This window comes from Caballeronia sp. M1242 (assembly GCF_017220215.1).
GTDB lineage: Bacteria > Pseudomonadota > Gammaproteobacteria > Burkholderiales > Burkholderiaceae > Caballeronia.
This window is the reverse complement of the sequence record NZ_CP071129.1, coordinates 2,516,409-2,542,549: the sequence shown is the minus strand read 5'-3', so window position 1 is coordinate 2,542,549 and position 26,141 is coordinate 2,516,409. Positions and strand designations below refer to the sequence as shown.

Annotated in this window: 24 protein-coding genes and 1 riboswitch; of the genes, 23 read left to right on the top strand and 1 reads right to left on the bottom strand. The window is 64.4% G+C overall.

Annotated elements, in window-relative coordinates; genetic code table 11:
* Positions 1–205: 205 nt before the first annotated feature.
* Positions 206–4,909 carry a glutamate synthase-related protein gene (locus JYK05_RS11820; RefSeq protein WP_175946497.1) on the top strand — a complete coding sequence of 1,568 codons (4,704 nt, stop codon included), beginning with the start codon at positions 206–208 and terminating at the stop codon, positions 4,907–4,909.
* Between the two features lie 78 nt (positions 4,910–4,987).
* Entirely contained in the window at positions 4,988–6,454 is a 1,467-nt protein-coding gene (locus JYK05_RS11815; RefSeq protein ID WP_175946498.1) for a glutamate synthase subunit beta, read from the top strand.
* Between the two features lie 69 nt (positions 6,455–6,523).
* Here JYK05_RS11815 and JYK05_RS11810 read toward each other — a convergent pair whose 3' ends face one another.
* Complete coding sequence (locus JYK05_RS11810) at positions 6,524–8,266, bottom strand: ABC transporter ATP-binding protein/permease (RefSeq protein ID WP_206467130.1); 1,743 nt, start codon at positions 8,264–8,266, stop codon at positions 6,524–6,526.
* Between the two features lie 301 nt (positions 8,267–8,567).
* A riboswitch (TPP riboswitch) is annotated at positions 8,568–8,692 on the top strand.
* Between the two features lie 192 nt (positions 8,693–8,884).
* Between JYK05_RS11810 and JYK05_RS11805 the strand changes: the two genes are divergently transcribed.
* The 21 genes from JYK05_RS11805 to hisA all read left to right on the top strand — a co-directional run bounded on the left by JYK05_RS11805 (position 8,885) and on the right by hisA (position 26,128).
* On the top strand, positions 8,885–10,015 hold the full coding sequence (locus tag JYK05_RS11805) for an FAD-dependent oxidoreductase (protein WP_206467129.1): 1,131 nt from the start codon (positions 8,885–8,887) through the stop codon (positions 10,013–10,015).
* Positions 10,016–10,035: 20 nt separating this feature from the next.
* Entirely contained in the window at positions 10,036–10,233 is a 198-nt protein-coding gene (gene thiS / locus JYK05_RS11800; protein ID WP_159837137.1) for a sulfur carrier protein ThiS, read from the top strand.
* Between the two features lie 19 nt (positions 10,234–10,252).
* Positions 10,253–11,059, top strand: a complete 807-nt coding sequence (locus JYK05_RS11795) for a thiazole synthase (RefSeq protein WP_175946500.1) — start codon at positions 10,253–10,255, stop codon at positions 11,057–11,059.
* Complete coding sequence (gene thiE, locus JYK05_RS11790) at positions 11,056–12,138, top strand: thiamine phosphate synthase (RefSeq protein ID WP_206467128.1); 1,083 nt, start codon at positions 11,056–11,058, stop codon at positions 12,136–12,138. Before JYK05_RS11795 ends, thiE begins: the two co-directional genes overlap by 4 nt.
* Positions 12,139–12,235: 97 nt before the next feature.
* Entirely contained in the window at positions 12,236–13,051 is an 816-nt protein-coding gene (locus tag JYK05_RS11785) for an ABC transporter ATP-binding protein (RefSeq protein ID WP_206467127.1), read from the top strand.
* Positions 13,048–13,815 carry a lipid asymmetry maintenance ABC transporter permease subunit MlaE gene (gene mlaE / locus JYK05_RS11780; RefSeq protein WP_175946503.1) on the top strand — a complete coding sequence of 256 codons (768 nt, stop codon included), beginning with the start codon at positions 13,048–13,050 and terminating at the stop codon, positions 13,813–13,815. Before JYK05_RS11785 ends, mlaE begins: the two co-directional genes overlap by 4 nt.
* A 93-nt stretch (positions 13,816–13,908) precedes the next feature.
* Positions 13,909–14,511, top strand: coding sequence for an outer membrane lipid asymmetry maintenance protein MlaD (gene mlaD, locus JYK05_RS11775; protein WP_206467126.1), 603 nt, complete (start codon positions 13,909–13,911; stop codon positions 14,509–14,511).
* A gap of 9 nt (positions 14,512–14,520) precedes the next feature.
* Positions 14,521–15,474, top strand: a complete 954-nt coding sequence (locus tag JYK05_RS11770; RefSeq protein ID WP_206467125.1) for a VacJ family lipoprotein — start codon at positions 14,521–14,523, stop codon at positions 15,472–15,474.
* Between the two features lie 124 nt (positions 15,475–15,598).
* The gene (locus tag JYK05_RS11765) at positions 15,599–16,231 is read left to right on the top strand and encodes a phospholipid-binding protein MlaC (protein WP_175946508.1); all 633 of its coding nucleotides are present in this window, start codon (positions 15,599–15,601) and stop codon (positions 16,229–16,231) included.
* Positions 16,228–16,515, top strand: a complete 288-nt coding sequence (locus JYK05_RS11760; RefSeq protein ID WP_206467124.1) for a lipid asymmetry maintenance protein MlaB — start codon at positions 16,228–16,230, stop codon at positions 16,513–16,515. The genes JYK05_RS11765 and JYK05_RS11760 overlap by 4 nt, the downstream gene beginning before the upstream one ends.
* A 211-nt stretch (positions 16,516–16,726) precedes the next feature.
* Positions 16,727–17,653 (top strand): ABC transporter ATP-binding protein, encoded by a 927-nt coding sequence (locus tag JYK05_RS11755; protein ID WP_206467123.1) that lies wholly within the window; start codon positions 16,727–16,729, stop codon positions 17,651–17,653.
* A complete protein-coding gene (locus JYK05_RS11750; RefSeq protein ID WP_175946514.1) occupies positions 17,650–18,405 on the top strand; it encodes an ABC transporter permease in 756 nt (251 codons plus the stop codon). The genes JYK05_RS11755 and JYK05_RS11750 overlap by 4 nt, the downstream gene beginning before the upstream one ends.
* Positions 18,406–18,424: 19 nt before the next feature.
* Complete coding sequence (locus tag JYK05_RS11745) at positions 18,425–18,664, top strand: BolA family protein (RefSeq protein WP_035506651.1); 240 nt, start codon at positions 18,425–18,427, stop codon at positions 18,662–18,664.
* Between the two features lie 187 nt (positions 18,665–18,851).
* Positions 18,852–20,123: a UDP-N-acetylglucosamine 1-carboxyvinyltransferase gene (gene murA, locus JYK05_RS11740; protein ID WP_206467122.1), complete on the top strand. Its 1,272-nt coding sequence runs from the start codon at positions 18,852–18,854 to the stop codon at positions 20,121–20,123.
* A complete protein-coding gene (gene hisG, locus JYK05_RS11735; protein ID WP_206467121.1) occupies positions 20,120–20,812 on the top strand; it encodes an ATP phosphoribosyltransferase in 693 nt (230 codons plus the stop codon). Before murA ends, hisG begins: the two co-directional genes overlap by 4 nt.
* A 45-nt stretch (positions 20,813–20,857) precedes the next feature.
* Entirely contained in the window at positions 20,858–22,180 is a 1,323-nt protein-coding gene (hisD, locus tag JYK05_RS11730; protein ID WP_175946520.1) for a histidinol dehydrogenase, read from the top strand.
* Between the two features lie 61 nt (positions 22,181–22,241).
* On the top strand, positions 22,242–23,315 hold the full coding sequence (gene hisC / locus JYK05_RS11725; RefSeq protein WP_206467120.1) for a histidinol-phosphate transaminase: 1,074 nt from the start codon (positions 22,242–22,244) through the stop codon (positions 23,313–23,315).
* 31 nt (positions 23,316–23,346) lie between these two features.
* Positions 23,347–23,934, top strand: coding sequence for an imidazoleglycerol-phosphate dehydratase HisB (gene hisB / locus JYK05_RS11720; RefSeq protein ID WP_206467119.1), 588 nt, complete (start codon positions 23,347–23,349; stop codon positions 23,932–23,934).
* Positions 23,935–23,989: 55 nt separating this feature from the next.
* Positions 23,990–24,610: a YchE family NAAT transporter gene (locus tag JYK05_RS11715; protein WP_206467118.1), complete on the top strand. Its 621-nt coding sequence runs from the start codon at positions 23,990–23,992 to the stop codon at positions 24,608–24,610.
* The gene (gene hisH / locus JYK05_RS11710) at positions 24,607–25,248 is read left to right on the top strand and encodes an imidazole glycerol phosphate synthase subunit HisH (protein ID WP_206467117.1); all 642 of its coding nucleotides are present in this window, start codon (positions 24,607–24,609) and stop codon (positions 25,246–25,248) included. Before JYK05_RS11715 ends, hisH begins: the two co-directional genes overlap by 4 nt.
* A gap of 127 nt (positions 25,249–25,375) precedes the next feature.
* Entirely contained in the window at positions 25,376–26,128 is a 753-nt protein-coding gene (gene hisA / locus JYK05_RS11705) for a 1-(5-phosphoribosyl)-5-[(5-phosphoribosylamino)methylideneamino]imidazole-4-carboxamide isomerase (protein WP_206467116.1), read from the top strand.
* The last annotated feature ends 13 nt before the right edge of the window (positions 26,129–26,141 follow it).

Genomic DNA, 26,141 nt, shown 5'->3' with positions numbered 1-26,141 from the left:
TTCGATAATAGGTGACAGACCATCGAATTTAATTTGCCATCTTTTTGATTCGTCGCGTATATTTCGATTTCCGGCGTTTATTGCGATGCAGCGCGAGCGCTGCGCGACCGGCTCCGCGTCTTGCGGCGCAGCCGAAAGCGCCGGGGCGAGAGATAACAAAACGGTTCAACGGCCGAGTCGGCCCCCACAGTAGAGACGGTGTCCCATGAACGATCATCAGCAGCCGGCAGCCGGTTCGCTTCCCGCCGCGCAGGGCATGTACGACCCCGCGAACGAACACGACGCGTGCGGCGTCGGCTTCGTCGCCCATATCAAGGGCAAGAAGAGCCACGAGATCATTCAGCAAGGTCTCAAGATTCTTGAGAATCTGGATCACCGTGGCGCGGTCGGCGCGGATCCGCTGATGGGCGACGGCGCGGGCATCCTCATTCAGGTGCCGGACGGTTTCTATCGCGAGGAAATGGCCAAGCAGGGCGTGACGCTGCCGCCCGCTGGCGAATACGGCGTCGGCATGATCTTCCTGCCGAAGGAACACGCGTCGCGTCTCGCGTGCGAGCAGGAACTGGAGCGCACCGTGAAGGCCGAGGGGCAAGTCGTGCTCGGCTGGCGCGACGTGCCGGTCGACGCGACCATGCCCATTTCGCCCGCCGTGAAGGCGAGCGAGCCGCTGATCCGCCAGATCTTCATCGGGCGCGGCAAGGATATCGTCGTGACGGATGCGCTGGAGCGCAAGCTCTACATCATCCGCAAGACGGCGAGCCATCGCATTCAGGCGCTCAAGCTCAAGCACGGCAAGGAATACTTCGTGCCGTCGATGTCGTCGCGCACGGTCGTCTACAAGGGGCTGCTGCTGGCCGGTCAGGTCGGCGTGTATTACCGCGACCTGCAAGACGAGCGCGTCGTGTCCGCGCTCGCGCTCGTGCACCAGCGTTTCTCGACGAACACGTTCCCCGCATGGGAACTGGCGCACCCGTACCGCATGATCGCGCACAACGGCGAGATCAACACCGTGAAGGGCAACGTCAACTGGCTGAACGCGCGCACCGGCGCCATCGCCTCGTACGTGCTCGGCGACGATCTTCCGAAGCTCTGGCCGCTAATCTATCCGGGCCAGTCGGACACCGCTTCGTTCGACAACTGTCTCGAACTGCTGGTGATGGCGGGCTACCCGCTCGTCCACGCGATGATGATGATGATTCCCGAAGCATGGGAACAGCACACGCTGATGGACGACAACCGCCGCGCGTTCTACGAATACCACGCCGCGATGATGGAGCCGTGGGACGGTCCCGCCGCGATCGCGTTCACGGACGGCCGCCAGATCGGCGCGACGCTCGACCGTAACGGCCTGCGCCCGGCGCGCTACATCGTGACGGACGACGACCTCGTGATTCTCGCGTCGGAATCCGGCGTGCTGCCCATTCCCGAATCGAAGATCGTCAAGAAGTGGCGTCTTCAGCCGGGCAAGATGTTCCTGATCGACATGGAGCAGGGCCGCATCATCGAGGACAAGGAACTCAAGGACAACCTCGCGAACGCGAAGCCGTACAAGAGCTGGATCGACGCCGTGCGCATCAAGCTGGACGAAATCGAGCCGAAGGCGGAAGACGTCGAAGCGCAGCGCCGCGAGGCCGCCGCGCTGCTCGACCGCCAGCAGGCGTTCGGCTATACGCAGGAAGACCTCAAGTTCCTGATGGCGCCGATGGCCCAATCGGGCGAGGAAGCCGTCGGCTCCATGGGCAACGACTCGCCGCTCGCGGTCATGTCCAGCAAGAACAAGACGCTCTATCACTATTTCAAGCAGCTGTTCGCGCAAGTGACGAACCCGCCGATCGACCCGATCCGCGAAAACATGGTGATGTCGCTCGTCTCGTTCATCGGGCCGAAGCCGAACCTGCTCGACACCATCAACATCAACCCGACGATGCGCCTGGAAGTGTCGCAGCCCGTGCTCGACTTCAAGGACATCGCGAAGATCCGCGCCATCGACACGTACACCGGCGGCAAATTCCGCTCGTACGAGTTGAGCATCTGCTATCCGGTCGCGTGGGGCAAGGAAGGCGTGGAAGCGCGCATCGCGTCGCTGTGCGCCGAAGCCGTCGATGCCGTGAAGTCCGGCTACAACATCCTGATCGTGTCGGACCGCAAGATGGACCGCGACAACGTCGCGATTCCGGCGCTGCTCGCCACCTCGGCCATTCACACGCACCTCGTGCAGCACGGTTTGCGCACAAGCACGGGCCTCGTCGTGGAAACGGGTTCGGCGCGCGAGACGCATCACTTTGCGCTGCTCGCGGGCTACGGCGCGGAAGCCGTGCATCCGTATCTCGCGCTGGAAACGCTCGCCAACATGGCCGAAGGGCTGAAGGGCGATCTGTCGGCGGACAAGGCCATCTACAACTTCACGAAGGCAGTCGGCAAGGGCCTGCACAAGGTCATGTCGAAGATGGGCATTTCGACGTACATGTCCTATACCGGCGCGCAGATTTTCGAAGCGGTCGGCCTGTCGTCGGATCTCGTGGAGAAGTATTTCAAGGGCACGGCGTCGAAGGTCGGCGGCATCGGCATCTTCGAAGTGGCCGAGGAAGCCATTCGCCTGCATCGCGATGCGTTCGGCGACAACCCCGTGCTCGCGACCATGCTGGATGCGGGCGGCGAGTACGCGTACCGCGTGCGTGGCGAAGAGCATATGTGGACGCCGGATGCCATCGCCAAGCTGCAACATTCGGCGCGCAGCAATTCGTACCAGACGTACAAGGAATACGCGCACCTCATCAACGACCAGACCCGGCGTCACATGACGTTCCGCGGCCTGTTCGAGTTCAGGCTCGACCCGGCGAAGGCCATTCCGCTCGACGAAGTGGAACCGGCGAAGGAAATCGTCAAGCGTTTCGCGACGGGCGCGATGTCGCTCGGCTCGATCAGCACGGAAGCGCACGCCACACTGGCGGTCGCGATGAACCGCATCGGCGGCAAGTCGAACACGGGCGAAGGCGGCGAGGACGAAACGCGCTATCGCAACGAACTGCGCGGCATTCCGATCAAGACTGGCGATTCGCTGCAATCGATCATCGGCAAGGAAGTCGTCACCGACATTCCGCTGAAGGACGGCGATTCGCTGCGCTCGAAGATCAAGCAGGTCGCGTCCGGCCGCTTCGGCGTGACGGCGGAATATCTGTCGTCGGCGGATCAGATCCAGATCAAGATGGCGCAGGGAGCGAAGCCCGGCGAAGGCGGCCAGCTGCCCGGCCACAAGGTGTCGGACTACATCGGCAAGCTGCGTTATTCGGTGCCGGGCGTGGGCCTCATCTCGCCGCCGCCGCACCATGACATCTATTCGATCGAAGACCTGGCGCAGCTCATTCACGATCTGAAGAACGTGAATTCGTCGTCGAGCATTTCGGTCAAGCTGGTGTCCGAAGTGGGCGTCGGCACCGTGGCGGCGGGCGTCGCGAAGGCGAAGGCGGATCATGTCGTGATCGCCGGTCATGACGGCGGCACCGGCGCGTCCCCGCTGTCGTCGCTCAAGCATGCCGGCACGCCGTGGGAACTCGGCCTCGCCGAAACGCAGCAGACGCTCGTGCTCAACCGCCTGCGCGGCCGTATCCGCGTGCAGGCCGACGGCCAGATGAAGACCGGCCGTGACGTCGTGATCGGCGCGCTGCTCGGCGCGGACGAGTTCGGCTTCGCGACGGCGCCGCTCGTCGTCGAAGGCTGCATCATGATGCGCAAGTGCCACCTGAACACGTGCCCGGTCGGCGTCGCGACGCAAGATCCGGTGCTGCGGGCGAAGTTCACGGGCCAGCCGGAACACGTCGTCAACTTCTTCTTCTTCGTTGCGGAAGAAGTGCGCGAGATCATGGCGCAGCTCGGCCTGCGCAAGTTCGACGACCTGATCGGCCGCGTCGATCTGCTCGACACGAAGAAGGGCGTCGAGCACTGGAAGGCGAAGGGACTGGACTTCTCGCGCATCTTCTATCAGGTGCCGGTCAGCGAAGAAGTGGCGCGCAAGCATGTGGACGTGCAGGACCACGGTCTTGACAAGGCGCTGGATCACGTGCTGATCGAGAAGTCGAAGGCGGCGATCGAGAAGGGCGAGCACGTCTCGTTCATTCAGCCGGTGCGCAACGTGAATCGCACGGTCGGCGCCATGCTGTCCGGTCTGATCGCGAAGAAGTACGGCCACGACGGCTTGCCGGACGACACCATCCACATTCAGTTGAAGGGCACGGCGGGCCAGAGCTTCGGCGCGTTCCTCGCGAAGGGCGTGACGCTCGATCTCGTCGGCGATGGCAACGACTACGTCGGCAAGGGCTTGTCGGGCGGGCGCATCATCATTCGCCCGACCAACGACTTCCGCGGCAAGTCCGAGGAAAACATCATCTGCGGCAACACGGTGATGTACGGCGCGATCGAAGGCGAATCGTACTTCCGCGGCGTCGCGGGCGAGCGGTTCTGCGTGCGTAACTCGGGCGCGACGGCGGTTGTCGAAGGCACGGGCGACCACGGCTGCGAATACATGACGGGCGGCACGGTGGTCGTGCTAGGCGAAACGGGCCGCAACTTCGCGGCGGGTATGTCGGGCGGCATCGCGTTCGTGTACGACGCCGACGGCACGTTCGCCGCGAAGTGCAACAAGTCGATGGTCGCGCTCGATCCGGTGCTGCAACAAGCCGAACAGGAACGCACGGTGGACAAGGCACTGTGGCACGCGGGCCAGACCGACGAAGCGTTGCTCAAGGGTCTCGTCGAGCGCCACTTCCAGTTCACCGGCTCGCCGCGTGCCAAGGCGCTGCTCGAAAACTGGGATGCGTCGCGTCGTCAGTTCGTGAAGGTGTTCCCGACCGAATACAAGCGCGCGCTCGGCGAAATCGGCGCGAGAAAGGCGAAGGAAGCACTGGCGGCTTAAGCCCGTAACACAACAAGTCAGGGCTCTCCGGTGAAAAGGCATCGGAGAGCGCGATCCTCACTCAATACAGAGAAAGATATGGGCAAGGCAACCGGTTTTCTCGAATTCGAACGCCGCCACGAGGCGTACGAAGCACCGCTGACCCGCGTCAAGCACTACAAGGAATTCGTCGCTGCGCTGACCGACGACGACGCCAAGGTTCAAGGCGCGCGCTGCATGGATTGCGGCATTCCGTTCTGCAACAACGGCTGTCCGGTCAACAACATCATTCCGGACTTCAACGATCTCGTGTTCCGCCAGGACTGGAAGAGCGCGATCGAAGTGCTGCATTCGACCAACAACTTCCCGGAGTTCACGGGCCGCATCTGCCCGGCGCCGTGCGAGGCGGCGTGCACGCTCGGCATCAACGAAGATCCGGTCGGCATCAAGTCGATCGAGCGCAAGATCATCGACAAGGCGTGGGAAGAAGGCTGGGTCGCGCCGCAGCCGCCGAAGCACAAGACGGGCAAGAAAGTCGCTGTCGTGGGTTCGGGTCCGGCGGGGCTCGCGGTCGCGCAGCAACTGGCGCGCGCGGGACATGACGTGGTCGTGTTCGAAAAGAACGATCGCATCGGTGGACTGCTGCGCTATGGCATCCCCGACTTCAAGCTGGAGAAGTGGCTGATCGACCGCCGCATGCGCCAGATGGAAGCGGAAGGCGTGTCGTTCCGCACGAACGTGTTCGTCGGCCGCGATGCGATTCCGTCGCACATCGGCAATACGGCGAAGGAAAGCATCACGCCGGAAGAACTGAAAGAGCAGTTCGACGCGGTAGTGGTCGCGGGCGGCTCGGAAACGCCGCGCGATTTGCCGGTGCCGGGGCGCGAGCTGGAAGGCATCCACTTCGCGATGGAATTCCTGCCGCAGCAGAACAAGGTCAACGCGGGCGACAAGGTCGCGGATCAACTCGTCGCGAAGGGCAAGCATGTCGTCGTGATCGGCGGCGGCGATACGGGCTCCGACTGCGTAGGCACGTCGAACCGTCATGGCGCGAAGAGCGTCACGCAATTCGAACTGCTCGCGCAGCCGCCCGAAGAAGAGAACAAGCCGCTCGTGTGGCCGTACTGGCCGATCAAGCTGCGCACGTCGTCGTCGCATGAGGAAGGTTGCGAGCGCGACTGGTCGGTTGCGACCAAGCGGTTCGAAGGCAAGAACGGCAAGGTGGAGAAGCTGATCGCGGCGCGCGTCGAGTGGAAGAACGGCAAGATGCAGGAAGTGCCGAATTCCGAATTCGAGATGAAGGCGGATCTCGTTCTGCTCGCGATGGGTTTCACGCAGCCGCTCTCGCCGGTGCTGGAAGCGTTCGGCGTCGACAAGGACGCGCGCGGCAACGTGCGGGCAACGACTGAAGGCGAGAAGGCGTACTACACGTCGGTGGACAAGGTGTTCACGGCGGGTGATATGCGGCGCGGGCAGTCGCTCGTCGTCTGGGCGATTCGCGAAGGGCGTCAGTGCGCGCGGTCGGTGGATGCGTATTTGATGGGGTCGAGTGAGTTGCCGCGGTAATCGTTCGACGCATCGTGAAGCGAAAAGGCCACGCGTTCCGTGGCCTTTTTTGCTATCTACGCGAAGAAATCAAGCCTCGACCATCGCCCTTTCGATCTCGATCTTGTAGTCATGAAACATCGCGACCGACTCCCGATGCGCGACGCTTAAGATCGCCGCTTTCGGCAGCCGCTCGACCAGCGTGTTGTAGATGTGCAGCTCGTTTTCGGCATCGAGCGCGCTCGTCGCTTCGTCGAGGAACACGAAGTCCGGCTTGTGCAGCAGCACGCGCGCCGCAGCCAGCCGCTGCTGCTCGCCCGGCGACAAGCTGCGCGCCCAGTGCGCGCTTTCGTCGAGCCGGTCCGCGTACGCTTCGAGATTGCAGGAGCGCAAGGCTTCGCGCAGTGCGTCGTCGCCGAAAGTCTCGCCCGGCGACGGATACGACAGCGCCGCGCGCAACGTCCCGATCGGCAGATAACTCTGCTGCGGCACGAACATGAGTTTCGCATCGACGGGCGCGTCGATGGTGCCGTCGCCGAACGGCCACAGGCCCGCGAGCGCGCGCATCAACGTGCTCTTGCCAGAACCCGACGGCCCGACGACCAGCCAGCGCGACCCCGGCTCAACGGAGACATCCGCCACGCGCGAAAGCGGCGTGCCATTCGGAAGCGCGAGCGTGAGGCCGGTCGTCGTCAGCGACGGCGTGCTCGTGTAATGCAGATTAATGCCGCCGCGTTCCGTCGCAGGCGACGTTTCCTCGCGAATATGCGTCGAGCGCATCACGCGCTTGAATTCGCGCAGACGGTTGACGGTGGCGCGCCATTCGACCAGCGTCGAATAACTGTTGATGAACCACGAAAACGAATCGCTGACCGTGCCGAACGCCGATGAAATCTGCATCAGCACGCCGAACGAAAACGCGCCCGCGAAGTAGCGGGGCGCGGCGACCATGATCGGAAAGATGATCGCAATCTGCCCGTAGAAGGACAGCACGAAGGTCATGCGCTTCGTGTACTTCATGATGAGCCACCAGTTGTCGCGAATGCGCTGGAAGATGCCCTTCGCGTTGGCGGTCTCGGTGGCGATGCCGTCGTAGAACGCGATCTGCTCGGCGTTTTCGCGCACGCGAATCAGGCCGAAGCGAAAGTCCGCCTCCACTTTCTGCTGCTGATAGTTAATCGACACCAGCGGATGCCCGACCTTCTGGATGATGAGCGAGCCGAGAATCGCGTAGAGCGCGGCGGCCCACACCATGTAACCTGGAACGACGAGCGGCTTGCCGAAGAGCGTGAGCGTCAAAGCGCCCGCGAGCGTCCACAAAATGGTGATGAAGGTGACGAGCGTGACGAGCGTCGACAGCAGGTCGAGCGACAGCGTAAGCGTGGTGGTCGCGAAGGATTGCAGGTCGTCGCTGATACGCTGGTCGGGGTTGTCGGCGAGGCGGTCGCGTTCGATGCGGTAGAACGCCTTGTCGCCGAACCATTGTTCGAGATACCGGTTCGTGAGCCATTGCCGCCAGCGGAACGCGAGCATTTGGCGGAGATAGCGCCCGTAGACGGCAAGCAGAATGTACGCGAACGCGAGCCCCGTGAAGATCAGCAGCAAGTGCGGAAAGTCGCGCACGTTCTTGTTTTGCAGCGCGTTATAGAAGTCTGCGTTCCAGCTGTTGAGCCGCACGTTGATCCAGACGACCGTCATGTTGATCGCGATGATCGCGACCAGCAGGCCCCACGCGATGCCGCGCTCTTCCGAGACCCAGTAAGGTTTGATGAGGCTCCACGCCGATACGTCATCCGCCTTCTGCTGCGTGCTTTCGAGATTCGTGTTGACCATGACCTTGTGTTCGGGTGCGCCGGATCGCCGGCGGGTTGAGACGGTGTCGCTTGCCGTTCGGCGCGCCGCATCGACGTGCGCGCAGCCAGCTCCGGGTTCGCAGATTGTTGTGATGCTGCCTTAACTGTCGCTTAATTCGGCCCGATCGTCCGATGAACCGGTGTTCGGGGCATTGTGCCAGAGTGCCGCCGGCCGCGACCGAAGCGGCACGACGCGGCACGACGCGGCAAGACGGGAGCGGCACGGCCGCAGCGGGCAATCCCGGTTTGCAGCGGCTTTGCCTTTTATGCTCTAATGATCTGCGACGAAACAGGGGTGCTTCGCGCGCAATGTCACTGGAAACGGTGGCCGGCGCGGCGAGGCTGAGAGAGACCCTTTGCACCCGATCCGGGTAATACCGGCGAGGGAAGTTTCCGGAGAACGCGCGTTCACCGCGCCATTCCTCCAGTCTCTTCCAGTCTTCCTTTTCCGCCCGGTGCGTCTGTCTGCCGCCGTGCAGGTCTCTCCTCCCGCTGATTCGTCACGTTAGTCAATCGGTATGCCGCTTCCTGCGGCGACGCTCGCTTACGTCGAGGCGACGCGCGGGATCGGATGAGGAGACATCGGATTGTGAACAGCATGGAACAGGGCGACGCGCGCCGGCCGGATTTCGCGGTGATCGGCGGCGGGCTCGTCGGGCGGCTCGTCGCCTGGCAGCTTGCGGGCGCGGGGCACGGCGTCGCGCTCTACGAGCGTGGCGACGAAGCCGGCTCGCAGTCGGCCGCGTGGGTCGCCGCGGCCATGCTCGCGCCGCTCGCAGAAGCGACGAGTGCGGAGCCGCTCGTCGTCGAGCTTGGCGCGGCGTCGCTCGCGCGCTGGCCGGATGTGCTCGCGGCATTGCGCGAGCCGGTCTTCTTTCAGCGCAACGGGACGCTCGTCGTGTGGCACGGCGCGGATCGCGCGGAAGCGCCGCTTTTCGAGCGCCGGCTGCGCGCGAACGCCCCGGCATCGCTACTCGACGGCGGTTTCGTCAAGCTAGCCGGCGCGCAGGTCGCCGAGGCGGAACCGGCGCTCGGCTCGCGCTTCGCTCAGGGCTGGCTGCTGCCGCACGAGGGCCAGCTCGACAACCGGCAGGCGCTCAAGGCGCTCGCGGTGGGGCTGGCGGCGCGCGGCGTGCGCACGCACTGGAACACGCCCGTCGATGTCATGCCCGATGCGCGTTGGATCATCGATTGCCGCGGTCTCGGCGCAAAGCCCGCGTGGCCCGCGCTGCGCGGCATTCGCGGAGAAGTGGCGCGGGTGCACGCGCCGGGCATCGGGCTCACGCGGCCGGTGCGCCTGCTGCATCCGCGGTATCCGCTTTACATCGCGCCGAAGCAGAACGACGTCTACGTGATCGGCGCGACCGAAGTCGAGGGCGAGGACATGTCGCCCGTCAGCGTGCGCTCGGCGCTCGAATTGCTGAGCGCGGCGTTCGCCGTGCATCCCGGATTCGGCGAAGCGCGCATTCTCGAACTCAACTCGCAATGCCGGCCGACGCTGCCCGATCATCGTCCGGCCATTGTCTGGGATGGCGCGCAGACGCTGCGCGTGAACGGGCTGTATCGGCACGGCTTCATGATCGCGCCGGAAGTGGCCGATGCCGCCTGCGCGCTCGCCGATGCGCTCATCGGAGGAACGGTGCGCGACGCCGCTTCGTTCGCGCAGTTCCGCGGCGCTGCCAGATGGCCCGAGCTGCTGCACGGCGCATTTGCGGCCGTAGCCGCGTGACACGATTCAGAGACAGGACCATGAACATCCACATCAATCAGCGCGAGTTCACGTTGCCCGATGCCGCGACCGTCACTGACGCGCTCGCCGCGTTCGGCGCGAAGCCGCCGTTCGCGGTCGCGCTGAACGGCCAGTTCGTCGCGCGCGGCGAGCATGGCACGAAGACGCTCGCGCCGGGCGACAAGCTCGACGTCGTTTCGCCCGTCGCGGGCGGCTGAACACACGAAGGATTCCATCATGACCACACAGACCGCCGATGTGCTCACGCTCTACGGCGAGGCGTTTCCGAGCCGCGTGCTGCTCGGCACGTCGCGCTATCCGTCGCTGCAATCGCTGTCCGATTCCATCGATGCCGCGCGTCCCGGCATGGTGACGGTCGCGCTGCGCCGCCAGTCGGAGACGGGCGAAGCCGGCTTTTTCGACGTGCTCAAGCGGCACGGCGTCGCGCTGTTGCCGAACACGGCGGGCTGCCAGAGCGTGGACGAAGTGCTGACGACCGCCTACATGGCGCGCGAAGTGTTCGACACGCCGTGGATCAAGCTCGAACTGATCGGCGATGACTACACGCTCCAGCCCGACCCGATCGGCCTGGTCGAAGCGGCGGCGAAGCTCGTACGCGACGGCTTCAAGGTGCTGCCGTACTGCACGGAAGATCTGGTGATCGGCCGGCGCCTGCTCGATGCCGGCTGCGAAGCGCTGATGCCGTGGGGCGCGCCCATCGGCACCGGCAAGGGCGTGACGAACCCTTACGGCCTGCGCACGTTGCGCGAGCGGCTACCGGACGTGCCGCTGATCGTCGATGCGGGTCTCGGCGTGCCGTCGCACGCGTGTCAGGTCATGGAGTGGGGCTTCGACGGCGTGCTGCTCAATACGGCGGTATCGCAGGCCACGTTTCCGCCGCAGATGGCGCGTGCGTTCGCGCTGGGTGTCGAAGCGGGCCGCAGCGCGTTTCTCGCCGGTCCGATGGCCGAGCGCGACAGCGCGCAGGCGAGCACGCCGGTCGTCGGCATGCCGTTCTGGCATCAGGACGGAGGTGCGGCATGAGCCTGCTCGGTCGCGAAGTGTTCTGGCCGCCGGCGGACGAACTGCTGGAAGTCGCGGAGCGCATCCGCGCGCGGCTCGGCGACTGGCCCGCCGCGTCGACGCGCTGGCGCATCTGCCTGACCGCGCCCGAATCGGCCGGCGCGCAGGATTTGATCGTGCTCACGAAACCGCGTGAGTCCGAGTCCTTCGTGCTTGCCGGCGACGCCGCCGTGCTCGAAGCGCACGGCTCGCGCGTGACGCTGACGCGCAAGGGCGAGCGCTTCGTGCTCGACGGCGAGCGGTCCGACGACTGGCTCGCCGCGCTCGCCGCGTTCCTCGACTGCAACTTCGAGCCGCACGACGCGCTCGTTCTGGCGCTGGCCTGGCGGACCGGCGACGAGTCGAAAGACGACGCGTGGCCTGTCGATTTCGCGACGTTCCCACGCGTGGCCGACCTGCCGCCCGCGCCGGAGCCTGCATTCCCCGCGTGCCCCGACGCGCTCGGCTTGTATCCCGTGCTACCGACCGCAGAATGGGTCGAGCGCGTGCTCGATCTGGGCGTCGCCACGGCGCAACTGCGCCGCAAAAGCGTGGACGCCGACGATCTTCGACGCGAGATCGAGCGGTCCGTGGCGGCGGGGCGTCGTCATCAGGCGCGGCTCTTCATCAACGATCACTGGCGCGAGGCGATCGCGGCAGGCGCTTACGGCGTGCATCTCGGCCAAGAAGACGTCGAGACCGCCGATCTGAGCGCGATTGCGCGCGCCGGCCTGCGCCTCGGCCTCTCGACGCACGGCTACTATGAAATGCTGCGCGCGCTGCACTTCCGGCCGAGCTATCTCGCGCTCGGCGCCGTCTTCCCGACGACGACCAAGGTCATGCCGACCAAGCCGCAAGGTCTCGCACGCTTGCGCCGCTATGTGCAGTTGTTAAGCGGCCGGGTGCCGCTCGTCGCGATCGGCGGAATCGACGGCAAAGTGATCGGCGACGTGCTCGCGACGGGCGTCGGCAGCGCGGCGGTCGTGCGCGCCGTGACCGAAGCGCCGGACACTGCTCAGGCGGTCGCGTCGCTGCAACAAAACTTTGCAGGTCAATGCTGACAGTTCCGAAAAAATTAGGCACCGCGCACTAGGCAAAGCACCGATTGCACGCAGGCCCTATAATGCGGCGTTTTGCGTCAACGGAATTTCTTACCCAGTGCCAGACTCTTCTGAGACTCTGCTCGAGCTACGCGACGTCGACTTCGGTTACGGCGACCGGCTCGTCCTGTCGAACCTGAACATGCGCTTCACGCGCGGTCAGGTCGTCGCGGTCATGGGCGGCTCGGGCTGCGGCAAGACCACGACGCTTCGGCTGATCGGCGGTCTCGTCAAGGCGAGCCGCGGCCAGGTGCTGTACGGCGGGCAGGACGTGGGCGCGCAGACCCGCGACGGCCTCTACGCGCTGCGCCGGAAGATGGGCATGCTGTTTCAGTTCGGCGCGCTCTTCACGGATCAAACGGTCTTCGAGAACGTCGCGTTTCCGCTGCGCGAGCACACGGATCTGCCCGAGGCGCTCATCCGCGATCTCGTTCTGATGAAGCTCAACGCCGTGGGCTTGCGCGGCGCGCGCGATCTCGCGCCGTCGGAGATTTCGGGCGGCATGGCGCGTCGCGTGGCGCTGGCGCGCGCCATCGCGCTCGATCCCGAACTCATGATGTACGACGAGCCGTTCGCCGGCCTCGATCCCATTTCGCTCGGCATCACCGCGAAGCTGATCCGCACGCTGAACGACGCGCTCGGCGCCACGTCCATTCTCGTTTCGCACGACGTCCCGGAGTCGTTCGCCATTGCCGACTACGTGTACTTCGTGGCCAACGGCGGCATCCATGCGGAAGGCACGCCCGCGCAACTGCGCGCGTCGCAGGACCCGACCGTGCGCCAGTTCATCGACGGTACGCCCGACGGCCCCTTCAAGTTCCACTACGCGAGCCAGAATCTCGCGGCGGATTTCGGCATCGGAGGCAAGGCATGATCAGCGCACTCGGACGCTGGGTGCTCGACGGCTTCGGCACCGCTGGTTACGCGACGCGCATGCTCGCCCGTCTCGTGCTCGAATTCTTCCCGCTGCTGCGTCGCCCGCGCCTTGTCACGAAACAAATCCACTTCGTCGGCAATTATTCGCTGGTGATCATCGCAGTGTCGGGCCTGTTCGTGGGCTTCGTGCTCGGCTTGCAGGGCTACTACACGCTCAACCGCTACGGCTCGGAGCAGGCGCTCGGGCTGCTCGTCGCGCTGTCGCTCGTGCGCGAGCTCGGGCCCGTGGTCACGGCGCTGCTCTTCGCCGGGCGCGCGGGCACGTCGCTGACGGCGGAAATCGGCCTCATGAAGGCGGGCGAGCAACTCACTGCAATGGAAATGATGGCCGTCGATCCCATCAAGGTGGTCGTCGCGCCGCGCATGTGGGCGGGCATCATCTCGATGCCGGTGCTCGCGGCCATCTTCAGCGCGGTCGGCGTGATCGGCGGCTATGTGGTCGGTGTGCTGCTGATCGGCGTGGATTCGGGCGCGTTCTGGTCGCAGATGCAGGGCGGCGTGGATGTCTGGCGCGATGTCGGCAACGGCGTCGTGAAAAGCGTCGTGTTCGGTTTCGCGGTGACGTTCATCGCGTTGTTCCAGGGCTACGAAGCCCGGCCGACGCCGGAAGGCGTGTCGCGCGCGACGACGAAAACGGTCGTGTACGCGTCGCTCGCCGTGCTCGGCCTCGACTTCCTGCTGACCGCGTTGATGTTCAGCTAATGGACCACTCGCGGACGCCCGCGAGGGCGTGGGCGTTGTGAAGGGCACAGACCATCACGCGCAACCCGCGACAAGATTCTCTTTGGAAAGACGATGAAAAAGACTGCTCTCGACTCTTGGGTCGGCCTCTTCGTGGTGCTCGGTTTCGTGGCGCTGCTGTTTCTCGCGCTGAAGGCCGGCAACATGAGTTCCCTGTCGTTCCAGCAAACCTACGCCGTTCGGCTCAAGTTCGACAACATCGGCGGCCTGAAGCCGCGCGCGCCCGTGAAGAGCGCGGGCGTGACGGTCGGGCGCGTCGGCTCCATCGGCTTCGATCCGAACGCGTATCAGGCGGTCGTGACCATCGACATCGACAAGCAGTATCAGTTTCCGAAGGATTCGTCCGCGAAGATCCTGACCTCGGGTCTGCTCGGCGAGCAGTACATCGGCCTCGAGCCGGGCGGCGACGATCAGATGCTCAAGAACGGCGACACCATCACGATGACGCAATCGGCTGTCGTGCTCGAAAACCTGATCGGACAGTTCCTCTACAACAAGGCGGCGGATTCGGGCGCGTCGAAGGCAGCAACGCCGGCCGCGCCGGCCGCTGCCGCGCCGGCGTTCCCGGGCGCGGCAAGCGCCATGGGCGCTGCACCCGCGGCACCCGCGGCGTCGGGCGCGTCGGCAGCGAGCGCGGCATCGGGCTCGGCTCAATAAGGAGAAGCTATGTACGCGATGGGGCTGCGGCGCGTGCTTGTCTCGGCGGCGGCGGTGACGCTCGCCGGTTGCGCGACGGTGACGACGCCCACGAAGGGCGATCCGTTCGAGAGTTACAACCGGACGATGTTCACCGTCAACGACAAGGTGGACCAGTTCGCGCTGAAGCCGGTCGCGAAGGCATACGTGTGGAGCGTGCCGGAGCCGGTCCGCAACAGCGTCACGAACTTCTTCTCGAATATCGGCGATGTGTATATCGCGGCGAACAATCTGCTGCAGTTGAAAATCGCGGATGGCGTCTCCGACATCATGCGCGTCGCGATCAACACGGTGTTCGGCGTCGGCGGCCTCTTCGACGTGGCGACCGTCGCCAAGTTGCCGAAGCACTCCGGCGACTTCGGCCTGACGCTCGGCCATTACGGCGTTCCGGCCGGTCCGTATCTGGTGCTGCCGCTGCTCGGGCCGAGCACGGTGCGCGATACGAGCGGGCTGGTCGTCGACTATTTCGGCAGTCCGCTGACCTACGTGAGTCCGGATTCCGTGAGCTGGGCGCTGTATGGCGTGAACCTCGTCAATACGCGGGCGAACCTGCTCGGCGCGACGGACGTACTCGCCGATGCAGCGCTCGACAAATACTCGTTCGTGCGTAACGCGTACTTGCAGCGTCGGCAGTATCTGATTCACGGCGACACCGACGGTGATGCCGGCAGCATGCCGAACTACGACGAAGCGCCGCTGCCGACCTACGCAGAACCGGGCGGCGCGAGCGGCGCGGTGGGCGCATCGGCAACGGCGGTGGCGCCCGCAGCGGCGTCGGCGGCGGAAGGCGCGTCGGGCGCGGCGCCTGCTTCGGGAACCGCAGCCACGCCGAACGCCGCGAGTTCGAGCGGCGCGACCGTCCCGGGCAATCAGTACGTGCCGCCGCGCGCGCCGCCCGGCTTCCCTTCGTTCCGCCTGCGTTGAGCGCATCCACGCTAACGCGCGGTAACATGATTGACAGCGTTTATTACAGATTGGCCGGTGCGCGGCCTGAACTTGGTTCAAGCGGCGCACTCCAATCCAAGCCACTTCTTTTGCAGGGTCTGCGATGAAAAAACTCTTCTTGCTTCCTTTGTTTGCCATGCTGATGGCGTTCTGCGGCGCGGCGTCGGCGCAAACGGTCGATACCAGCTCGCCCGACGGCATGATCAAGACCGTCACGCAGCAGGTTCTCGATCAGATCAAGTCGGACCCGAAGCTCCAATCGGGCGACGTGCAGCACATCACTGAACTGGTCAACCAGAAGATCCTGCCGTACACGGACTTCACGCGCACCACGCGTCTCGTGATGGGCCGCAACTGGAATTCGGCCACGCCCGAGCAGCAAAAGCAGATCGTCGAGCAATTCAAGATGCTGCTGATCCGCACGTATTCGGGCGCGCTCAGCCAGGTGCGCAATCAGACCATTCAGTACAAGCCGTTCCGCGCATCGCCGGAAGACACGGATGTCGTCGTTCGCTCGGTGGTGATGAACAACGGCCAGCCGGTGGAGCTCGACTATCGCCTGTACAAGACGCCGCAAGGCTGGCGCGTGTATGACATCAACGTGCTCGGCGCATGGTTGATCCAGGCGTATCAACAGCAGTTCAGCGAGCAGATCTCGCAACACGGCGTCGACGGCCTGCTGCAGTTCCTCACGCAGCGCAACCAGCAACTCGCGAGCGGCAAGGCTTCGTCGTGAGCGCAGTCGGCACCGGCGGCCGTTTCCAGACGGCCGCGTCCTTGACTCACGAAAGCGCGAAGGCCGCGCTCGAAGCCGGCCTTTCGCGCATCGCCGCGGGCGCGACCGAAGTCGATTGCGCGCCGCTCCGGCAGTTCGATTCGTCCGCGCTTGCCGTGCTGCTCGCATGGCAGCGCGCGGCCACCGCGCGCCGCGCCGCGCTCGGTATCGTCAACATTCCCTCCGGGCTTGCCAGTCTCGCGCAAGCCTATGGCGTCGACACGCTGCTCACCTTCCGACATTGATCCTGTCCTGATTCATCTGCTCAGGCGCGGCGGCGTTCATCAGCGTGAGCGTCGCCGCAAACAGGATCGCTCCGACGTCGGCTCTACCGGCTTTGCCCTATAATCAAACGTTTTTTCGGGCCCGAACCCGGCCCCTTTTGAAGCGAGCCCGGGTCCGTTACGCGTAATCCGCACAATCGAGGCGCGGCCGCACGAGGCGCGCGCACTGTTCATGTCAGCCATAGAAATCCGAAACGTCCGAAAGCGCTACAAGGATCTGCAGGCGCTCAAGGGCGTGAGCCTCACGGTGCAAGAGGGCGAGTTCTTCGGCCTGCTCGGCCCGAACGGCGCGGGCAAGACCACGTTGATCAGCATTCTCGCGGGACTGGCGCGCGCCGATAGCGGCACGATCAGCGTGCGCGGTCACGATGTCGTCAGCGATTTTCGCGCGGCGCGTCGGGCGCTCGGCGTCGTCCCTCAGGAGCTGGTGTTCGACCCGTTCTTCACGGTGCGCGAGTCGCTGCGCATCCAGTCGGGCTATTTTGGCCTGCGCAACAACGACGACTGGATCGACGAGGTCATGGCGAACCTCGATCTCACCGAGAAAGCCGACGTCAACACGCGCGCGCTGTCCGGCGGCATGAAGCGCCGCGTGCTGGTCGCGCAGGCGCTGGTGCATCGGCCGCCTGTGATCGTGCTCGACGAACCCACGGCCGGCGTCGACGTCGAGCTGCGGCAGACGCTCTGGAAGTTCATCTCGCGCCTGAATCGCGAGGGACATACCATCGTGCTGACGACGCATTACCTCGAAGAAGCCGAATCGCTGTGCGACCGCCTCGCGATGCTTCGCCGCGGAGAAATCGTCGCGCTGGAGCGCACGAGCGCGCTGTTGCAGCGTTTCGCTGGCATGCAGCTCTATCTGCGCTTTTCGAGCGGCGTGCTGCCCGCCGACCTGCGCTCGCTCGAAGTCGACCCTCAAGCGGTATCCGGCGCGCAGCACCTGCTGCGCTTGTCGAGCTACGACGAAGTCGAGCCGATCCTCGCGAAATGCCGCGCGGCGGGCTGCACGTTCGATGAGATCGAAGTGCGCAAAGCCGATCTCGAAGACGTGTTCCTTCAGGTCATGAACGAGCCGGAAATGGTCGAGGGGCTTTCATGAGCGGCTTCCAGACGTTGTTCTACAAGGAGTTGCTGCGCTTCTGGAAAGTGTCGTTTCAGACGGTGCTCGCGCCTATCGTCACGGCGCTGCTTTATCTCACCATCTTCGGTCACGCGCTGACCGGGCATGTGCAGGTCTATCCGGGTGTCGGGTACACGAGCTTTCTCGTGCCCGGCCTCGTGATGATGAGCGTGTTGCAGAACGCATTCGCGAACAGTTCGTCGTCGCTGATCCAGTCGAAGATCACGGGCAATCTCGTGTTCGTGCTGCTGCCGCCCATCGCGCATTGGGAGATGTTCTTCGCGTATGTGCTCGCGTCGGTCGTGCGCGGGTTGTGCGTCGGCTTCGGCGTGTTCATCGTGACGATATGGTTCATCCCGATGTCTTTTTCCGCGCCGATCTACATCATTGCGTTCGCGATGCTCGGCTCGGCCATTCTCGGTACGCTCGGCCTGATCGCCGGCATCTGGGCCGACAAGTTCGATCAATTGGCCGCGTTCCAGAACTTTCTGATCATGCCGCTCACGTTCCTGTCGGGCGTCTTCTATTCGACGCATTCGCTGCCGCCCGTCTGGCGCGCGGTGTCGCATCTGAATCCGTTCTTCTACATGATCGACGGTTTCCGCTACGGCTTTTTCGGCTCGTCGGACGTGAACCCGCTCTTGAGCCTGTGCATCGTCGGCGGCTTTCTGGTCGTGCTCGCGCTCATCGCGGTGCGGCTGCTCGCGAGCGGCTACAAGCTGCGTCACTAAATCTCAAGGAGACAATCCCATGTTGCCGACTCCCGAGCAAGTGAAGGACTACATCGCTGGCGGTCTGTCGTGCCAGCATCTCGAAGTGGAAGGCGACGGCCAGCATTTTTTCGCGACCATCGTGAGCGATGCGTTCGTCGGCAAACGCCTGATCGCGCGTCATCAACTGGTCTACGCGGCGCTCGGCGAGCGCATGCGCGAGGAGATTCATGCGCTCAGCATGAAGACCCTCACCCCGGACGAATGGAAATCGGCCTGAATCCATTCGGCGAAGCCAAATAAGTCACACGCAGGCCACACGCCCAACCCTCAGCAACAGCTAGCAACACCCGGCACGACCGGTAGAAGCAGGCAGAACCAGGCAGCACAGAGTGCGGAACATTCAAGATAACCGCGGCGCCGAATCCGGCTCCGCAGCAGGACGCTCGGTCGAAGGACAAGCAACCATGGACAAACTCGTCATTACGGGGGGCGCGAAGCTCTCCGGCGAACTCACCGTTTCGGGCGCGAAGAACGCGGCATTGCCGATTCTGTGCGCGAGCCTTCTCACCGCCGACGACGTCCATCTGTCGAACGTGCCGAACCTGAAGGACGTGCGCACCACGCTCGAACTGCTGCGTCAGATGGGCGTGCAGTCCGAAGCCATGACCGACGGCCGCGTGACGCTCAACGCGTCGCAGGTGAACAACCTCGTCGCGCCGTACGAGATGGTGAAGACCATGCGCGCGTCGATTCTCGTGCTCGGGCCGCTCGTCGCGCGTTTCGGCGAAGCGAAGGTGTCGCTGCCGGGCGGCTGCGCAATCGGCGCGCGTCCGGTCGATCAGCACATCAAGGGCCTTCAGGCGATGGGCGCCGAGATCAACATCGAGCACGGCTTCATCGAGGCGCGCGCGAAGCGCCTGAAGGGCGCGCGCATCATCACGGACATGATCACCGTGACCGGCACCGAGAATCTGCTGATGGCGGCAGTGCTGGCCGACGGCGAAACGATCATCGAGAACGCGGCGCGCGAGCCGGAAGTGAGCGATCTCGCGAACCTGCTCGTCGCGATGGGCGCGAAGATCGAAGGCATCGGCACCGACCGGCTGGTGATTCAGGGCGTCGAAAAGCTGCATGGCGCGCGTCATGCCGTCGTGCCGGATCGTATCGAAGCCGGCACGTTCCTGTGCGCGGTGGCGGCGGCCGGCGGCGATGTCACGCTGCGGCACGTGAGCCCGTCGCTGCTCGACGCCGTGACGGCCAAGCTGCGCGAAGCGGGCGTGTCCATCGAGGAGGGCGACGACTGGATGCGCGTGCGCATGAGCAAGCGGCCGGAAGCCGTGAACATTCGCACATCCGAATATCCCGCGTTCCCGACCGACATGCAGGCGCAGTTCATGGCACTGAACGCCATCGCAAGCGGCACGTCGCAAGTGGTCGAGACCATCTTCGAAAACCGCTTCATGCACGTGCAGGAGCTGAACCGCCTGGGCGCGAGCATCACGGTCGATGGCAACACGGCGCTCGTCAGTGGCGTCGCGCAACTGTCGGGCGCCAAAGTCATGGCGACCGATCTGCGCGCGTCGGCGAGTCTCGTCATCGCGGCGATGTGCGCGGACGGCGAAACGCTGATCGACCGCATCTACCATCTGGATCGCGGCTACGACCGCATGGAGTCGAAGCTGACGGCGGTCGGCGCGAACGTTCGCCGCATCAAGGGCAGCGGGAGCGAGCAATGAGCTCGTTGCCGCAGACGTCGTCGTCGGTCGAGGCCAGCGCGCCGCTCACGCTCGCGCTCTCGAAAGGGCGTATCTTCGAGGAAACGGTGCCGCTGCTCGCGGCAGCCGGCGTGCAGGTCGCCGAAGATCCGGAAAGCTCGCGCAAGCTGATTCTTCCGACCACGAACCCGAACCTGCGCGTGATCATCGTGCGCGCGACCGACGTGCCGACGTACGTCGAATACGGCGCGGCGGATTTCGGCGTGGCGGGCAAGGACGTGCTGATCGAGCATGGCGGCGGCGGTCTGTATCAGCCGGTGGATCTGAACATTGCGCGCTGCCGGATGTCGGTGGCCGTGAAGTCGGGCTTCGACTACGCGAACGCGGTGCGCCAGGGCGCGCGGCTGCGCGTCGCGACGAAATACACCGAGACGGCGCGCGAACACTTCGCGGCGAAGGGCGTCCACGTCGATCTGATCAAGCTGTACGGTTCGATGGAACTCGCGCCGCTCGTCGGCCTCGCGGATGCGATCGTCGATCTGGTGAGCTCCGGCGGCACGCTGCGCGCGAACAACCTGGTCGAGGTCGAAGAGATCATGCAGATTTCGTCGCGACTGGTGGTGAATCAGGCGGCGCTCAAGTTGAAGCGCGCGGCGCTGAAGCCCTATCTCGACGCGTTCGAGCGTGCCTCGGCAGCAACGAACAACTAGGGCGGCCGCATCACGCCTGCCGCCCAAGCACAATCGGAAACCAGCATGTCTATCAAGATTCGTAAGCTCGATTCCAGCACCGATGGTTTTCAAAAGGCGCTGCGCGCGGTGCTCGCGTTCGAAGCGAGCGAGGACGAAGCCATCGAGCGCGCCGTCGCGCAGATTCTCGCGGACGTGAAAGCGCGCGGCGACGAAGCCGTGCTCGAATACACGAACAAGTTCGATCGCCTGAAAGCGGACAGCGTCGCGGCGCTCGAATTGCCCGCGTCCGAGATGGAAGCCGCGCTGGAAGGTCTGGAGCCGAAGCGCCGCGCGGCGCTCGAAGCGGCGGCGGCGCGCGTGCGCGGCTATCACGAAAAACAGCGCATCGAATGCGGCAGCCATAGCTGGCAGTACACCGAAGCCGACGGCACCGTGCTCGGCCAGAAGGTGACGCCGCTCGACCGCGCGGGCATCTACGTGCCGGGCGGCAAGGCGGCGTATCCGTCGTCGGTGCTGATGAACGCGATTCCGGCGCGCGTCGCGGGCGTGAAGGAAATCGTGATGGTCGTGCCCACGCCGGATGGCGTGAAGAATCCGCTCGTGCTCGCGGCCGCGCTGCTCGGCGGCGTGGATCGCGTGTTCACCATCGGCGGCGCGCAGGCTGTCGGCGCGCTCGCGTACGGCACGCAGACCGTGCCGGCTGTCGACAAGATTTGCGGTCCGGGCAACGCGTATGTGGCGTCGGCGAAGCGTCGCGTGTTCGGAACCGTCGGCATCGACATGATCGCGGGACCATCCGAGATTCTCGTGATTTGCGACGCGACTACCGATCCGCGCTGGGTCGCGATGGACCTGTTCTCGCAAGCCGAACACGACGAACTCGCGCAATCCATTCTGCTGTGCCCCGACGCGGCGTTCATTCAGCGCGTCGAGGACGCCATCGTCGAACTGCTTCCCGCGATGCCGCGGCGCGACGTCATCCAGCGCTCGCTCGAAGACCGCGGCGCGCTCATCAAGGTGAAAGACATGGCCGAAGCCTGCGCCATCGCCAACGACATCGCGCCGGAGCATCTGGAGATTTCCGCGCTGGACCCGCATCAGTGGGCCGCGCAGATTCACAACGCTGGCGCGATGTTCCTCGGCCGCTACACGAGCGAAAGCCTCGGCGACTACTGCGCCGGGCCGAATCACGTGCTGCCGACTTCGCGGACCGCTCGCTTTTCGTCGCCGCTCGGCGTCTACGACTTCATGAAGCGTTCGAGCGTCATCGAAGTGAGTTCGGACGGCGCGCAGACATTGGGCGAAATCGCGGCGGAACTCGCGTATGGCGAGGGCTTGCAGGCGCACGCGAAGAGCGCCGAATACCGGATGAAAAACGTCGGCTGAAGCGGGCCGTTGAATTGAACGAGGCGGCCTCAGAGCCGCCGCCAGCGCCAGCAGCGCCACCATGACCACACCGATCGACATCATTCGTCCCGACGTTCTCGCGATGACGAGCTATCCCGTGCCGGAATCCACGGGCCTCATCAAGCTCGACGCGATGGAAAATCCCTACACGCTGCCCGACGCGCTCGCGCAACAACTTGGCGCGCACCTCGCGGGCGTCGCGCTGAACCGTTACCCCGCGCCGCGCCCGGCGGAACTCATCGCGAAGCTCAAGCGCGCAATGCACGTTCCGGCTGCGTGCGACGTGCTGCTCGGCAACGGCTCGGACGAGTTGATCAGCATGATGTCGGTCGCGTGTTCGAAGCCGGGCGCAAAAGTCGTCGCACCGGTGCCAGGCTTCGTCATGTATCAACTGTCGGCGGCGTTCGCGCATCTCGAATTTATCGGCGTGCCGCTTAATGCCGATTTCACCCTGAACGCCGACGCGCTGATCGCCGCCGTTGACGAACACGCGCCCGCGCTCGTCTATCTTGCGTATCCGAACAATCCGACCGGCACGCGCTACGACGACGCCGACATCGAACGCGTGATCGCGGCGGCGACAGAAAGTCTCGTCGTGATCGACGAGGCGTACCAGCCCTTCGCCGAGAGAACGTGGATGCCGCGCGCCGCGGAGTTCGATAACGTCGTCGTCATGCGCACGGTGTCGAAGCTCGGCCTCGCGGGCATCCGCCTCGGTTACATGGCCGGTTCGCCCGCGTGGATCGCGCAGTTCGACAAGGTGCGCCCGCCGTACAACATCAACGTGCTGACGCAGGCCACCGCCGATTTCCTGCTCGATCATCTCGACCTGCTGGACGCGCAAGCCGCCGCGCTGCGCGAGGCGCGGGCCGACCTGGCGCGTGAAGTCGCCGCGCTGCCCGGTATGACGGTCTATCCAAGCGCGGGCAACTTCCTGCTCGTGCGCGTACCCGACGCGGCGCTCGCGTTCGAAACCCTGCTGACTTCGCGGGTTTTGGTGAAAAACGTGAGTAAAATGCATCCGTTGCTTACGAATTGCGTGCGTTTGACGGTCGGAACGGCCGAAGAGAACGCGCAGATGCTCGCGGCGCTGAGAAAGCTCGCGCCCAACTGAACCCCTTTTTGAAAAGTCTCAAGGAAACACCATGCGCATTGCGGAAGTCGTTCGCAACACCAGCGAAACGCAGATCCGTGTAAAGCTCGATCTGGACGGCACCGGCAAGCAGAAGCTCGCCACCGGCGTGCCGTTTCTCGATCACATGCTCGACCAGATTGCCCGTCACGGCCTGTTCGACCTCGAAATCGAAGCGCATGGCGACCTTCATATCGACGATCACCATACCGTCGAAGACACCGGCATCACGCTCGGGCAAGCGGTGGCGAAGGCCATCGGCGATCGCAAGGGCATTCGCCGCTATGGTCATTCGTACGTGCCGCTCGACGAGGCGCTGTCGCGCGTCGTGATCGATTTTTCAGGACGGCCGGGGCTCGAATTCCATGTGCCGTTCACGCGCTCGCGCATCGGCACGTTCGATGTCGATCTCACCATCGAATTCTTCCGCGGCTTCGTGAATCATGCGGGCGTGACGCTGCATATCGACAACCTGCGCGGCATCAACGCGCATCATCAGGTCGAGACCGTGTTCAAGGCCTTCGGCCGCGCGCTGCGCATGGCCGTCGAAGTCGACGAACGCGCGGCGGGACAGATTCCATCGACCAAAGGCAGTCTCTGATCAGCCGTTTGCCGATTCGGCGCCGCACAGCGTTCAACTCGGCCGGCCATTCGCGATGGATCTCTTCAAGTCGTTCATATCCTTGCTCGCGCTGATCAACCCGATCGGCGCAATACCGTTTTTTCTGAGCCTCACCTCGCAGCAATCGGACGTGGAGAAGCGCAACACCATCCGCGTCGCGTGTATTTCGGTGTTCTGCGTGATCGCCGTGACAGCGTTGCTCGGGCAGCAGATCATCGCGTTCTTCGGTATCTCGGTCGGATCGTTCGAAGTGGGCGGCGGCATCATCATGCTGCTCATGGCGATCAGCATGCTGAACGCGCAAGTGGGCAACGCGCGCTCGACGCCCGAAGAGCGCATGGAAGCGGAAGAGCGCAACAGCATCGCAGTCGTGCCGCTCGCCATTCCGCTGCTCACGGGCCCGGGATCGATCAGCACGGTGATCGTCTATGCTGCAAGTGCGCAGCACTGGTACGACCGCTTCGGGCTCGTCGTGCTGGGCGCGATCATCGCGGCGTTGTGCTTCGGCGCGCTGAATCTCGCGGAGCCGATCGCGCGCTGGGTCGGGCGCACCGGAATCAATATCGGCACGCGTCTCATGGGATTGATGCTGTCCGCGCTGGCGGTGGAATTCATCGTCAACGGCTTGAAGGCCCTGATGCCTACCTTGAAATGAAAACTTCGATTGCGATTGTTGATTACGGAATGGGCAACCTGCGCTCGGTGTATCAGGCGCTGAAGAAGGCCGCGCCCGACGCGGACGTGGCGATCGTCGATCAGCCGCAGGCCATTCACGCGGCCGATCGCATCGTGCTGCCGGGACAGGGCGCGATGCGCGACTGCATGGCGCATCTCGGGCAATCGGGCCTCCAGGAAGCGGTGATGCAGGCGTCGCGCGAAAAGCCGATGCTCGGCGTGTGCGTCGGCGAGCAGATGCTCTTCGACTGGAGCGAAGAAGGCGACACGCGCGGCCTCGGCCTGTTCCCGGGCAAGGTGGTGCGTTTTCAGCTCGAAGGCCGCGTGCAGGACGACGGCTCGCGCTTCAAAGTGCCGCAGATGGGCTGGAACCGCGTGCGCCAGACGCAGGCGCATCCGGTCTGGGACGGCATCGCGGACGGCGCGTTCTTCTACTTCGTGCACAGCTATCACGTCGCGCCGGAGAACCCGGCGCACACATCGGGCGAAACGGTCTACGGCGATGCGTTCACGTCGGCGGTCGCCCGCGACAACATCTTCGCGACGCAGTTTCACCCGGAAAAGAGCGCCGACGCGGGCTTGCGCCTCTATCGGAACTTCGTTCACTGGAACCCGTGAGCGGCGTCGCGCGTTAGCCTCGCGGCCGCGTCCCCGCACGATTGAGTGCCGCGAGACTTGTACTACACTAGCGAGACGGCCCGCGCGGCCGTTTCAATCACATTCACCCAGAAGATACGCGATACCTATGCTGCTCATTCCGGCCATCGATCTCAAAGACGGTCAGTGCGTGCGCCTGAAGCAAGGCGATATGGACCAGGCGACCATTTTTTCAGAAGATCCGGCGGCGATGGCCCGGCATTGGGTCGATAAGGGCGCGCGCAGACTCCACCTGGTCGACCTGAACGGCGCGTTCGCGGGCAAGCCGAAGAACGGCGACGCCATTCGGGCGATCATCGAAGAAGTGGGCAGCGAGATTCCGGTGCAGCTCGGCGGCGGCATCCGCGACCTGAACACCATCGAACGCTATCTGGACGACGGCCTTTCGTACGTGATCATCGGCACGGCGGCGGTGAAGAATCCGGGTTTTCTGCAAGACGCGTGCAGCGCGTTCGGCGGGCACATCATCGTCGGACTGGACGCGAAAGACGGCAAGGTCGCCACCGACGGCTGGAGCAAGCTGACCGGCCACGAAGTCGTGGACCTCGGCCGCAAGTTCGAGGACTACGGCTGCGAGTCGATCATCTACACGGACATCGGCCGCGACGGCATGCTTCAGGGCATCAACATCGACGCGACGGTGCGGCTCGCGCAAGCGGTCAAGATTCCGGTGATCGCAAGCGGCGGGTTGTCGAGCATCTCGGACATCGAATCGCTCTGCGAAGTCGAGGACGAAGGCATCGAAGGCGTGATCTGCGGACGCGCGATCTATTCGGGCGATCTCGATTTCAAAGCGGCGCAAACGCGCGCCGACGCGCTGCGCGAAGCGGACGACGCTTAAGGCCGCATTTCCG